The organism is Paenibacillus sp. FSL H8-0315 (genome assembly GCF_038005365.1).
In the GTDB taxonomy this organism is placed as follows: Bacteria; Bacillota; Bacilli; order Paenibacillales; family Paenibacillaceae; genus Paenibacillus_AQ; species Paenibacillus_AQ odorifer.
Window position 1 is genome coordinate 4,062,165 of sequence record NZ_JBBOTA010000001.1, and the last position, 13,175, is coordinate 4,075,339.

Sequence of the window (13,175 nt, forward strand, 5' to 3'; positions counted from 1 at the left end):
AGTAAATTAGGTCTTGTTCACAACTATAAATATGATAGTATTATACTATGAAAGCTAAACACGATAACGGCAAACCTTCCGAAAGGTAGGGACGCAAAGCTAAAGGGCCTTTTCCCGAAAGGATGGCAGCCAGCTACCGAATGAAGAGGCTTTTTTTGTTTGTTTCAAATGGATTCTATCAATTATATCTAGTAAAGCTAGAACAGATAGAGCTTATACGATAACGGCAAACCTATCGAAAGGTAGGGACGCAAAGCTAAAGGGCCTTCCCGAAAGGATGGCAGCCAGCTACCGAAAGGAGTTTTATCCGTGAAAAAGGTTTATTTTATGCTGGTGGCGTTGTTCGTCCTAATGACTTCAGTTTCGGTAAGTACAGCTCAAGCTGCAAGTGCAGATGCCAGCTGGTTGATTACATCCAAAGTGGCTCAAGGTGTTATTGGTATTAACTATGATATTCCGAAAGATAAAAGAATCAAACTCATGATCACCAAAGATAACAGCAGCTATACATATAACTTGTATGCTTCTGGACAAGCTGAGGACTTCCCTTTGCAACAAGGAAATGGGACTTATAAGGTTTCTGTTCTGGAGAATACAACCGGCAATAAATACAAAGCATTATATTCCGAAGTAGTAGACGTAACCATGAGTGACTCGAATTCCGTATATTTGGGCTCCGTACAGAATGTGAAATGGAGTTCTTCTGATAAAGCGATTGTCAAAGCTAAACAATTAGTACAAGGCAAAACAACAGACGAAGAGAAAGTTAAAGCGATCTATAACTATGTAGTTGCGAATGTACAATATGATTACTCTCTTGCTAATAGTGTAACTACTGATTATATTCCAAGCATCGATAAGACATTGACTACTAAAAAAGGGATTTGCTATGATTACGCTTCTCTTTTTGCCGCAATGCTGCGGAGTGTAGATGTTCCTGCTAAGTTGGTAATGGGGAATACAAGCTACGTTACGCAATATCATGCCTGGAACGAAGTGTTGCTTAATGGGAAGTGGGTTACCATTGATACTACAGTGGATGCAGGACTTTCAAAGAGTGATAAGAAAACCGATTTAATTAAAGCCTCAAGCAAATATACTGCGGCAAAATACTATTAAGTTCGTCGCTAGAAATATAACCCTATTAAATAAACAACTAGCTTAATTATTAAGCTAGTTGTTTATTTTTATATTAGGGGTTGCTTTTCTATTAATAGTTGGGGTATTATAGGTAAGCGTTGTTAGACAGCGTACAGGCGATATAGACGAGGCTGATAAAAAGCTTCGAAAAATAAAGCTTGCATTTCTGAAAACAACATGATATATTATAAGAGTTGCTGCTGAGACATTAAACGGCGCCAACGAGAACTTGATCTTTGAAAACTGAACAACGAGTGAGTAGGAAATCACGCAAGTGAAATCCAAAATTAGAGAATTAATTTTCTCGTCAGATGTTTCAAAATGAGCATATCGCTCTTTTCAATACTAATTGGAGAGTTTGATCCTGGCTCAGGACGAACGCTGGCGGCGTGCCTAATACATGCAAGTCGAGCGGAGTTATTTTGAAAGCTTGCTTTCAAAATAACTTAGCGGCGGACGGGTGAGTAACACGTAGGCAACCTGCCCTTCAGACTGGGATAACTACCGGAAACGGTAGCTAATACCGGATAATTTCTTTTTTCTCCTGAGAGAAGAATGAAAGACGGAGCAATCTGTCACTGAGGGATGGGCCTGCGGCGCATTAGCTAGTTGGTGGGGTAACGGCCCACCAAGGCGACGATGCGTAGCCGACCTGAGAGGGTGAACGGCCACACTGGGACTGAGACACGGCCCAGACTCCTACGGGAGGCAGCAGTAGGGAATCTTCCGCAATGGGCGAAAGCCTGACGGAGCAACGCCGCGTGAGTGATGAAGGTTTTCGGATCGTAAAGCTCTGTTGCCAGGGAAGAACGTCCGGTAGAGTAACTGCTACCGGAGTGACGGTACCTGAGAAGAAAGCCCCGGCTAACTACGTGCCAGCAGCCGCGGTAATACGTAGGGGGCAAGCGTTGTCCGGAATTATTGGGCGTAAAGCGCGCGCAGGCGGCTATTTAAGTCTGGTGTTTAAACCTTGGGCTCAACCTGAGGTCGCACTGGAAACTGGGTGGCTTGAGTACAGAAGAGGAAAGTGGAATTCCACGTGTAGCGGTGAAATGCGTAGATATGTGGAGGAACACCAGTGGCGAAGGCGACTTTCTGGGCTGTAACTGACGCTGAGGCGCGAAAGCGTGGGGAGCAAACAGGATTAGATACCCTGGTAGTCCACGCCGTAAACGATGAGTGCTAGGTGTTAGGGGTTTCGATACCCTTGGTGCCGAAGTTAACACAGTAAGCACTCCGCCTGGGGAGTACGGTCGCAAGACTGAAACTCAAAGGAATTGACGGGGACCCGCACAAGCAGTGGAGTATGTGGTTTAATTCGAAGCAACGCGAAGAACCTTACCAGGTCTTGACATCCCTCTGAATCTGCTAGAGATAGCAGCGGCCTTCGGGACAGAGGAGACAGGTGGTGCATGGTTGTCGTCAGCTCGTGTCGTGAGATGTTGGGTTAAGTCCCGCAACGAGCGCAACCCTTAACTTTAGTTGCCAGCAAGTAATGTTGGGCACTCTAGAGTGACTGCCGGTGACAAACCGGAGGAAGGTGGGGATGACGTCAAATCATCATGCCCCTTATGACCTGGGCTACACACGTACTACAATGGCCGGTACAACGGGAAGCGAAGCCGCGAGGTGGAGCCAATCCCATCAAAGCCGGTCTCAGTTCGGATTGCAGGCTGCAACTCGCCTGCATGAAGTCGGAATTGCTAGTAATCGCGGATCAGCATGCCGCGGTGAATACGTTCCCGGGTCTTGTACACACCGCCCGTCACACCACGAGAGTTTACAACACCCGAAGTCGGTGGGGTAACCCGCAAGGGAGCCAGCCGCCGAAGGTGGGGTAGATGATTGGGGTGAAGTCGTAACAAGGTAGCCGTATCGGAAGGTGCGGCTGGATCACCTCCTTTCTATGGAGAATCGTTCTCTGCAATGAGGACATTCAAATCGGAAGCTAAGCTTTCAAAACTCAGGTTTAGGCCTGTTACTCACTCGTTGCTCAGTTTTGAGAGTTTAAGCTCTCAAGTAAGACTTGATCCTTGAAAACTGGATACCGAAACGAATTTGCGTTTTAGAACATCTTTTAGCAACTTGTGCAAACAAGTAAATGTTATTAGTGAGATTTTTCTTCGGAAGAATCAAGGTTAAGCTAATAAGAGCACACGGAGGATGCCTAGGCGCCAGGAGCCGACGAAGGACGTGGCGAACAACGAAACTGCCTCGGGGAGCTGTAAGCAAGCTTTGATCCGGGGGTGTCCGAATGGGGAAACCCAGCTGTGGTAATTCGCAGTTACTCATTTCTGAATACATAGGAAATGTAGAGGCAGACCAGGGGAACTGAAACATCTAAGTACCCTGAGGAAGAGAAAACAATAGTGATTCCGTCAGTAGCGGCGAGCGAACGCGGAACAGCCTAAACCTAAGAGCTTGCTCTTAGGGGTTGTGGGACGTCTCACATGGAGTTACAAAGGAATATGGTAGGTGAAGAGGTCTGGAAAGGCCCGCGATAGAGGTAAAAGCCCTGTAGCCTAAACTGTATTCTCTCCGAGACGGATCCCGAGTAGTGCGGGGCACGTGAAACCCCGTATGAATCCAGCAGGACCATCTGCTAAGGCTAAATACTACCTGGCGACCGATAGTGAAACAGTACCGTGAGGGAAAGGTGAAAAGCACCCCGGAAGGGGAGTGAAATAGAACCTGAAACCGTGTGCTTACAAAAAGTCAGAGCCCTATTAATGGGTGATGGCGTGCCTTTTGTAGAATGAACCGGCGAGTTACGTTTAACATGCAAGGTTAAGCCGAGAAGGTGGAGCCGCAGCGAAAGCGAGTCTGAATAGGGCGAATTAGTATGTGGACGTAGACCCGAAACCGTGTGATCTACCCCTGTCCAGGGTGAAGGTGCGGTAACACGCACTGGAGGCCCGAACCCACGTACGTTGAAAAGTGCGGGGATGAGGTGGGGGTAGCGGAGAAATTCCAATCGAACTCGGAGATAGCTGGTTCTCCCCGAAATAGCTTTAGGGCTAGCCTCGGTATAAGAGTAGTGGAGGTAGAGCACTGATTGGGTGCGGGGTCCGCAAGGATTACCAAGCTCAGTCAAACTCCGAATGCCATATACTTATTGCCGGGAGTCAGACAGTGAGTGCTAAGATCCATTGTCAAAAGGGAAACAGCCCAGACCATCAGCTAAGGTCCCCAAGTGTGTGTTAAGTGGGAAAGGATGTGGAGTTGCACAGACAACCAGGATGTTGGCTTAGAAGCAGCCACCATTGAAAGAGTGCGTAATAGCTCACTGGTCGAGTGACTCTGCGCCGAAAATGTAACGGGGCTAAACACACCACCGAAGCTATGGCTAGATACGTATGTATCTGGGGTAGGGGAGCGTTGTGTAGGGGTTGAAGGTGTACTGAAAAGAGCGCTGGACACTACACAAGTGAGAATGCCGGTATGAGTAACGAAAAGATCAGTGAGAATCTGATCCGCCGAAAGCCCAAGGTTTCCTGAGGAAGGCTCGTCCGCTCAGGGTAAGTCGGGACCTAAGGCGAGGCCGAAAGGCGTAGTCGAAGGACAACAGTTTGAAATTACTGTACCACCGTAATCCGCTATGAGCGATGGGGTGACGCAGGAGGGTAGTGACGCGGACTGATGGATGTCCGTCTAAGCAGTGAGGCTGATGTGTAGGCAAATCCGCACATCGATAAGGCTGGGCTGTGATGGGGAGCGAAAATTGTAGTAGCGAAGGTCATGATCTCACACTGCCAAGAAAAGCCTCTAGCCAGGAGAAGGTGCCCGTACCGCAAACCGACACAGGTAGGCGAGAAGAGAATTCTAAGGCGCGCGGAAGAACTCTCGTTAAGGAACTCGGCAAAATGACCCCGTAACTTCGGGAGAAGGGGTGCCCCGGTAGTGTGAATAGCACGAGGGGGCCGCAGTGAAAAGGCCCAAGCGACTGTTTAGCAAAAACACAGGTCTGTGCGAAGCCGCAAGGCGAAGTATACGGGCTGACGCCTGCCCGGTGCTGGAAGGTTAAGGGGAGTGGTTAGGGGTAACCCGAAGCTATGAACCGAAGCCCCAGTAAACGGCGGCCGTAACTATAACGGTCCTAAGGTAGCGAAATTCCTTGTCAGGTAAATTCTGACCCGCACGAATGGCGTAACGACTTGGGCGCTGTCTCAACGAGAGATCCGGTGAAATTTTAATACCTGTGAAGATGCAGGTTACCCGCGACAAGACGGAAAGACCCCATGGAGCTTTACTGCAGCTTGATATTGAATTTGGGTACGATCTGTACAGGATAGGTGGGAGCCGTAGAAATCGGAGCGCAAGCTTCGGTGGAGGCGCCGTTGGGATACCACCCTGATCGTATCTAGGTTCTAACCTAGTGCCCTTACCGGGTACGGGGACCGTGTCAGGCGGGCAGTTTGACTGGGGCGGTCGCCTCCTAAAGAGTAACGGAGGCGTTCCAAGGTTCCCTCAGAATGGTTGGAAATCATTCGCAGAGTGCAAAGGCATAAGGGAGCTTGACTGCGAGACCTACAAGTCGAGCAGGGACGAAAGTCGGACTTAGTGATCCGGTGGTACCGCATGGAAGGGCCATCGCTCAACGGATAAAAGCTACCCTGGGGATAACAGGCTTATCTCCCCCAAGAGTCCACATCGACGGGGAGGTTTGGCACCTCGATGTCGGCTCATCGCATCCTGGGGCTGAAGTAGGTCCCAAGGGTTGGGCTGTTCGCCCATTAAAGCGGTACGCGAGCTGGGTTCAGAACGTCGTGAGACAGTTCGGTCCCTATCTGTCGTGGGCGCAGGAAATTTGAGAGGAGCTGTCCTTAGTACGAGAGGACCGGGATGGACGTACCGCTGGTGCACCAGTTGTTCCGCCAGGAGCATGGCTGGGTAGCTACGTACGGACGGGATAAGCGCTGAAAGCATCTAAGCGTGAAGCCCCCCTCAAGATGAGATTTCCCAATTAGTAAGACCCCTTGAAGACGACGAGGTAGATAGGTTGGAGGTGGAAGTGCAGCAATGCATGGAGCTGACCAATACTAATCGGTCGAGGGCTTATCCTATACGTAGAATGCAGATTCGTTTCGGATTCAGTTTTCAGGCATCAAGCCTGAAATACGCTTAGAAATTCATTGTCACTTCTGTGATGAACTGAATTTCACGCGGCAGCGTCTGTTTCACAGATGCATGTTTGGTGGCGATAGCGGAGGGGTTCCACGCGTACCCATCCCGAACACGACCGTTAAGCCCTCCAGCGCCGATGGTACTTGGACCGAAGGGTCCTGGGAGAGTAGGACGTTGCCAAGCACACGAAGCCATTGTTGATTTATCAACAATGGCTTTTTTGTTCCCTTTACCGCTTAATTTTAAAAATGTGGATAAGTTATGGGGAATTAACGAAATTATAAAAGTTACTAACATGTGGATGAAATAATAAAATATATTCAAAAATGAAAGTAGTCCCCAATTTATGTGGATAGAGCAGTGGTATATGTGGATACTTCAAGTAAATGCAAGGATATTTTGCATGGCAGGAGGATAAACAATGGACAACAGTAGCAATCTTGTGTGGATAGAAGATTTTTCTGTACATGCGAGCGACACGGATTATCGTTCGCAGGGTAAGTTATCCTTTATTCTGGATATCATGCAATGTGCGGCAGACTTCGCAGTGGGTAATTTGGGGATAAGTGTGGAAGAAATTCTGAATGCAGGAATGGGCTGGATGATGATCACGTTAGATCTTGATTTTAAGCGTATTCCCCGCCCGAATGATGTGCTTAGCGTACATACCTGGAGTAAAGGCACTAAAGGGGCACTGTGGCAACGGGATTATCGTATTTTCGATGCAGATCATATAGAAATCGCCACAGCACGATCCATATGGGCTTTAGTAGATATTGAGAAGAGAAAGATACTTAGACCGAATGCCCTTCCAGTTCAGGTTAAGCACTATAATGGCGATTCAGTAGGCGATATGCCTGTTAAGGTAACGATCCCTTCTGATATTACTATGGAAGAAGCTTATCGGTATCAGGTAAGATATAGTGGGCTTGACAGCAACGGACATTTGAATAATGCCCGATACGGGGATTTATGTTGTGATGCGCTCACTTTAGCGGAATGGGATAATGCAGAGTTCACACGCTTCCGGATTACTTATCTACAAGAAGCTAAGTTTGGGGATGAACTGACTATTTTACGTTCAGCTGTAACGGATGATGGTATATATGTACGCGGTCAGAATAGTGATACTGTATATTTTGAAGCATGTATAGCGTTAAAAGGTGTCCAATAGTACGAATAAGTAAGTGATTTATAAATATGGAATATTATTATAAAAGCGATTTCTCCGAACATCAATCGGGGCAATCGCTTTTTTTATTGAAAACGGATGATGTTTCTAACATATTTGGAAAATTTTTTTGAGCCTGTCACAATTAAAGGGATCACATTCGTTATATAGTTGTAGTCAATAACAAGGAGGTGATTCTTTGGAACGTCGCAGCCCCGGGGTCCAAGTGAATCAAACAATAATTGAAGAGGCTATCGATCAGGTACTTGCGGGTAACCGCGAAGCCTATAGAACTATAATACAAGCCTATGAAAGAAAGATTTATACGTATTGCTATTATATTTTGAGAAGTCATGAAGAAGCAGAGGATGCTGTGCAAGATATATTTGTAAAAGTGTATCAGGAACTCAGACGTTATGAGAAACGAGTCTCTTTTAGTGCATGGCTGTATAAAGTGGCCTATCATCATTGTCTGGATCAGGTTCGCAAACGCAAGCGAAGAAACCGTCTGTTGTCGCTATATAAAGAGCAGCAGCCCAAAGCCTATTATAATCCTAACGATGAGGAGCCATTGCAGAAGTTATTTATGGATGACCTGACAGCCGAAGAGAGCAATCTCCTGATTCTTAAGGTGGTTGAGCAGTACAGCTTTGAAGAAATGGGTCAGATTATGGATTGTAATTCAGCTACTTTACGCAAGAAATTTGAACGTCTACGCAAAAAGTTAGTCCGGCAAAGAATGAATGAAGGAGGCAGCCCTCATGGAGAAATGGCAAGATCGAACTGAAAGTCAGAAGATGGAGCACATTCGTCAAACATTCCAAAATCATGAAATGCCGGTAGACAGTTTCAGCGATTCAATTATGAAGCGAATAGGAGACGAGGGAATGGAAAAACGAGCGTCAAGAAAGAATGGAAATAAGTTTCTGAAAAAATCATTGGTGGCTGCCTCGGCAGCAGCAGTGTTGGGTGCGGGGATAATCGGTAGCGGATTTGTATCCCCGGTCATGGCTGAAACATTGAAGCAGATTCCTGTTGTAGGAAGTATTTTTAAGGGGATTGACGATAAAGGTCTAAATGCTGCTGAGGAAAAAGGATTATCTACTGCCCCTAACCAAAGCGTTACCCATGATGGAGTGACCTTAAAGGTTACCGATGCCTATTATGACGGCTCGCGGTTGGCTTTTGCGATTGAACGGGAAGGCATTGATAATGATAAGATGATGGCTGAGATGATTATTGAACCGATTGAGTTCGATCCATCGCTAACAGAACAACATGCGAAAGTGACAATGAACCAGTCCGAAAAAGGGTTGTTGGGTTCAGCAGAAGTGAAATTGCCGAATGGGAAAAAACTGGAGAGCCAAATGTCATCTTTTGGTGATGTTGAGGGAAAAAAGAATGCTATTTTATACGATTACAGAAATCTAAATAATATAGAGGCTTTGGGGGATGAATTTGAATTAAGCATCAGTGTGCCGGTTACACAAATTGCAGAGCCTTTTGTAATCAAGGTGCCGGTGAAAAAAGTAACGGAAGGAATTATCAAGCTTGATCTGAACCAAACAAAAGAGGCAGAAGAATTCAGTTATACGATTACCAAGCTGGAATTAACTCCAGCCACAAGCAGATTACAGCTCAGCGAAGAAGGTAAAGCGCCAACTGTGAAAGAAAAGGATGGATACACAACCTCTGAAATGTTCTATGAAATTGTTGATGAACTAGGTAATGCGTTCTCATCGGGTGGGTCATTTAACTTGCCAGCTATAGTCTATCCTTTGGTAGACAAAGATTTCATACCGTTCGCGCAAACACCAAAGACAATTACAGTTAAGCCGTTTACTTACTCCATTGATGAAAATCATAAAGCATTAAGGGATGAAGAAGGAAAACAAGTTAAACATTATTATCCGGAGCTTGAACAAACGATTCAGGTGGAGCAAAAGTAACTATTAATCCCATAAGCAAAAAAGCCCGTGTCTGCATAGCAGATACGGGCTTTTTGTTAAAAAATGAGAATTTATAAGCTGAAAAACTATAATATCTTTATATTTCTAAGAGTAACGGTTGTCATCTATAAAAGACGACAACGTAGTCTCTTCTTGTAAAAATTCTAATGGAATGTAGATTTCACTCACCGAGTTTTCGTTATCTGGTCCAAGGTACAATTCACCATAATATTCCAATTCAAATGGAATGGACATCCTGTATTCTGTTTTCGGCAGCCAGATTCCGTAGATATATTTATAGGTAGAAGGGATATCACAAGAGCGGCCTTTATGGATGAATTTCAGATAACGTATGGGTGGTAAGATCTGAAGGGGGAAAGTCTGATTGTGGTCTGCTTTTATAGGACTAAGTTCGCAGGCACACATGATCGAAAACCCATTACTCTCATAGTCATCTGGCCAGAAGCCAAGCTGATAATATTTTTCAGGCTGTATTCTATCCGATATAGTGGCTACCTTATTGAAAAGCAAAGGCCAAGTATCAGAAATGACGGAGAAGTCTAGGTCTACTTTAACTACGGGTCCTTGAAGTATAATTTCTCCGAAATCAACGAGCTGAAGGGAGAGATCACTATCAGAAAGGACTTGAAGTAGATCCTGTTCATATAGTCTAGGGAGCAAAGGGAGTTTCGTTTCAGTAAGTCTTTTTCGAACAAGAGAGGGAGTCGTGTGCAGCATTCTTTTGAAGGCACGGGTAAAGGTCTCATAGTTACTAAAGTTATAGTCTAATGAAATGTCCTGGAGTGAACGTTCTGGCATTCGATGAATGTCTAAGGCTGCTTCAGTGATTTTGCGTCTGGCTATATAGTCGCCGGGTGCTATCCCAGTGACTGCTTGAAATAGACGGGTGAAATGATAAAGGGAGTATCCCATTTCTTTGGAGAGGACAGCTACAGGAAGAAACGTGGTTAAGCGATCCTCAATGAGATCTAAGGCTTGAATGATTAGTTGGCGATTGTTCAAGAGATGTCCTCCCATAACAGTTAATAGAAATGGTGTCTAGCACGATTACTTCAATGATTTGCTGTCCAGTCGCCCCAAACAGCAGCCCAATCGGGAACTGTCACTTCCATTACGCGATCTGCACTAGGAAAATAGGCTTTGATGTCGAGAACAGGTGTACCCGGATAGGCATCAAGCCCGGCCACCTCCACTATTCCAGAGTCTACATCGACAGACAGGATTGCTGCTACACTTAGCCCAATCGGATTAGGGCGAATAGGGGAACGGGAAGCGAATACTCCAGTTAAGGTCGCATCATAAGGAGGCTGAATCTGTGTAGTCTGCCGGAAATGATCCTCTGCAAACTCATGCAGCCACCAAAGCACTTGGCAATGACTAAACTGAGATAAACCTTTAAGCGCTGGTCTGAATTCCGGGTTGATTTCAAGCCGCAAATTATGTGCTGTACCTCTAACCGATCCTATAGATAATATATTATAGCTTTCTTGTTCATTCATTGACTATGACTCCTTTCGGGTATCAGATATGATCTAGTGTATAACAGAGGCATACGGTAAAGCCTGACGATATTTGCTAACATTCATTTAATGCTATAATGAAATTTGATGTGGAAAGGGGAGCATTATGAAGACATTAGTATTGGCGGAGAAGCCGTCTGTTGCACGCGAGATTGCACGGGTCATGGGATGTAATAATAAACAGAAGAGTTATATTGAAGGTCCAAAATATGTGGTTACCTGGGCGCTGGGTCATTTGGTCGGCCTGGCAGAGCCAGAGGATTATAATAAAAAGTTTGCAACTTGGGCCTTGGAGGATCTGCCGATTTTGCCGGAGAATACTAAGCTGAAGGTGCTGCGGGAGACCAATCAGCAATACAAAGCTGTCCAGCATCTAATGAAGCGTCAGGACATTGAGGAGCTTATTGTTGCTACAGATGCTGCCCGTGAAGGGGAGCTGCTGGCTCGTTGGATTATGAATATGGCAGGGTGGAAAAAGCCATTCCGGCGGTTATGGATATCCTCGCAGACTGATAAGGCAATTAAAGAGGGATTTGCAAAACTCCGTCCGGGCCGGGAATTTGATCGGTTGTATGAATCTGCACGGTGCCGCGCAGAGGCGGATTGGATGATTGGACTGAATGTCACAAGAGCTTTGACCTGTAAGTTCGGTTCGCCGCTCTCAGCAGGACGGGTACAAACGCCGACATTAGGGATGATCATGGATCGTGAACAGGAGATTACGGGTTTCCGTTCCGTCGATTTTGAGACGCTGACTGCTGATTTTGGGGATTTCCAAGCGGCATGGCGGGCCAGTAACGGTGATGGTCGAATATTCGAAAAGGATAAGACAGCCAGCTTAAAGGATAAGCTTACAGGACGCAGCGGCCGTATTATTAAGGTACAGAAGAGTGAGAAAAGTGAACCTCATCCACTGGCTTATGATCTGACTGAACTGCAGCGTGATGCGAACCGGAAGTTCGGCTTCTCCGCGAAGCAGACCTCCAGTGTGCTGCAGCGGTTATATGAGCAGCATAAACTTGTCACATACCCGCGTACGGACAGTCGTTACTTAACTTCAGATATGACGGGCACACTCAAGGAAAGACTGGATAGTGTTGCGGTCGGTCCATATGCAGCGTTAGCACGTCCATTGCTGCGCAAGCAGCTGCCGATTACGAAGCGAATCGTGGATGACAGTAAAGTCAGTGATCACCACGCTATTATTCCTACAGAACAGACCGTATTGTTAAATGGTCTGAGTACTGAAGAACGTAAGTTGTATGATCTGATTGTGCGGCGTTTTATAAGCTTGTTCTATCCGCCAGCTCGTTATGATGCGGTAGCTGTAACCGTCAATGTGGAAGGCGAAAGCTTCCATGTCAAAGGGACGACAGTAAAAGATGCCGGCTGGCGCGAAGTATACGGCGGAGATATGAGTAGTGATGACGAGGAGGAATCTGCGGACGAGCCGGCAGCGGGCAGTGTAAAGCTGCCTGAGCTGCGCGAAGGGGCTGCTGTCACGATTGGCCGCTGTATGGTGCGTGCTGGCCGAACACAGCCACCGAAGCGTTATAATGAAGCTTCGCTGTTGACGCAAATGGAGAAGCACGGCCTCGGAACCCCGGCTACACGCGCGGATATTATTGAGAAGCTGGTAAGCTCTGATACGATTGAGCGGCAAGGTAATCTCCTGCATCCGACAGGAAAAGGTAAGCAGTTAATCGAGCTGGTATCCACTCAGCTACGAACCCCGGATCTAACCGCACGTTGGGAAGCTGAGCTGGAGAAAATAGCGCGTGGTCAAGGCAAACCGGAGCTCTTTTTACAAGGTATCCGCAGTATGGCACAGGAATTGGTAACAGGTGTGAAAACTAGCGGAGCAGAATATAAGCCGCATAATGTCTCTAACAGCCACTGTCCGGAATGCGGTACAAGACTGCTCGAGAAGAAGAGCAAACGAGGGAAGCTGCTGGTGTGTCCTGCAGATAACTGTGGTTACACCCGTGCAGGTGAGAAAAGACTATCGAATCGCCGCTGCCCACAGTGCCATAAGAAAATGGAGCTTAAAGAGGGTAAAGCAGGCATGTTCGTACAATGTCTAGGCTGTGGAATCACAGAGACCTTAGATAAGGATCACAAGCATGTTAATAAACGTGAACAGCAAAAGCTGGTGCAGCAATACAGTAAGCAGGAAAGCATTGGTTCTAACCTTGGGGAACTGCTGAAAGCAGCGCTTGAAGGACAAAAGAAGGATAAGTAGTAGGAATC

7 protein-coding genes, 3 rRNA genes and 2 riboswitches are annotated in these 13,175 nt (G+C 46.4%); of the genes, 8 read left to right on the forward strand and 2 right to left on the reverse strand.

Annotated features, from left to right (window positions below; translation table 11 throughout):
• Positions 1-58 precede the first annotated feature (58 nt).
• A riboswitch (cyclic di-GMP riboswitch) is annotated at positions 59-141 on the forward strand.
• A 74-nt stretch (positions 142-215) separates the two neighbouring features.
• Positions 216-296: riboswitch (cyclic di-GMP riboswitch) on the forward strand.
• 13 nt (positions 297-309) lie between these two features.
• The 7 genes from MHB56_RS17670 to MHB56_RS17700 all read left to right on the forward strand — a co-directional run bounded on the left by MHB56_RS17670 (position 310) and on the right by MHB56_RS17700 (position 9,384).
• Positions 310-1,119: a transglutaminase-like domain-containing protein gene (locus MHB56_RS17670; RefSeq protein WP_341143805.1), complete on the forward strand. Its 810-nt coding sequence runs from the start codon at positions 310-312 to the stop codon at positions 1,117-1,119.
• A 367-nt stretch (positions 1,120-1,486) separates the two neighbouring features.
• Positions 1,487-3,044 (forward strand): 16S ribosomal RNA (locus MHB56_RS17675).
• Positions 3,045-3,276: 232 nt separating this feature from the next.
• A 23S ribosomal RNA gene (locus MHB56_RS17680) occupies positions 3,277-6,203 on the forward strand.
• Between the two features lie 127 nt (positions 6,204-6,330).
• Positions 6,331-6,447, forward strand: a 5S ribosomal RNA gene (rrf, locus tag MHB56_RS17685).
• Together the 16S, 23S and 5S rRNA genes form the textbook arrangement of a ribosomal RNA operon.
• A 238-nt stretch (positions 6,448-6,685) precedes the next feature.
• Entirely contained in the window at positions 6,686-7,438 is a 753-nt protein-coding gene (locus tag MHB56_RS17690; RefSeq protein WP_339281644.1) for an acyl-[acyl-carrier-protein] thioesterase, read from the forward strand.
• Positions 7,439-7,634: 196 nt separating this feature from the next.
• On the forward strand, positions 7,635-8,222 hold the full coding sequence (locus tag MHB56_RS17695) for an RNA polymerase sigma factor (protein WP_076128449.1): 588 nt from the start codon (positions 7,635-7,637) through the stop codon (positions 8,220-8,222).
• Entirely contained in the window at positions 8,197-9,384 is a 1,188-nt protein-coding gene (locus tag MHB56_RS17700) for a DUF4179 domain-containing protein (RefSeq protein ID WP_076128451.1), read from the forward strand. The genes MHB56_RS17695 and MHB56_RS17700 overlap by 26 nt, the downstream gene beginning before the upstream one ends.
• Positions 9,385-9,489: 105 nt before the next feature.
• Here the strand turns inward: MHB56_RS17700 and MHB56_RS17705 are convergent, their stop codons facing one another.
• Together MHB56_RS17705 and tsaA are read right to left on the reverse strand one after the other, a co-directional pair.
• Positions 9,490-10,407: an AraC family transcriptional regulator gene (locus MHB56_RS17705; RefSeq protein WP_339189441.1), complete on the reverse strand. Its 918-nt coding sequence runs from the start codon at positions 10,405-10,407 to the stop codon at positions 9,490-9,492.
• Positions 10,408-10,457: 50 nt separating this feature from the next.
• Positions 10,458-10,904 (reverse strand): tRNA (N6-threonylcarbamoyladenosine(37)-N6)-methyltransferase TrmO, encoded by a 447-nt coding sequence (tsaA, locus tag MHB56_RS17710; protein ID WP_076148050.1) that lies wholly within the window; start codon positions 10,902-10,904, stop codon positions 10,458-10,460.
• 127 nt (positions 10,905-11,031) lie between these two features.
• Here tsaA and MHB56_RS17715 point away from each other — a divergent pair, with 127 nt between their 5' ends.
• Positions 11,032-13,167 (forward strand): DNA topoisomerase III, encoded by a 2,136-nt coding sequence (locus MHB56_RS17715; RefSeq protein ID WP_341143806.1) that lies wholly within the window; start codon positions 11,032-11,034, stop codon positions 13,165-13,167.
• Positions 13,168-13,175: the final 8 nt, after the last annotated feature.

Excerpts from the sequence above, each read along its gene's own strand:
- MHB56_RS17690 (WP_339281644.1), top strand. The coding sequence starts at position 6,686 with ATGGACAACAGTAGCAATCTTGTGTGGATAGAAGATTTTTCTGTACAT.
- MHB56_RS17700 (WP_076128451.1), top strand. The coding sequence starts at position 8,197 with ATGGAGAAATGGCAAGATCGAACTGAAAGTCAGAAGATGGAGCACATT.
- tsaA (WP_076148050.1), bottom strand. The coding sequence starts at position 10,904 with ATGAATGAACAAGAAAGCTATAATATATTATCTATAGGATCGGTTAGA.
- MHB56_RS17715 (WP_341143806.1), top strand. The coding sequence starts at position 11,032 with ATGAAGACATTAGTATTGGCGGAGAAGCCGTCTGTTGCACGCGAGATT.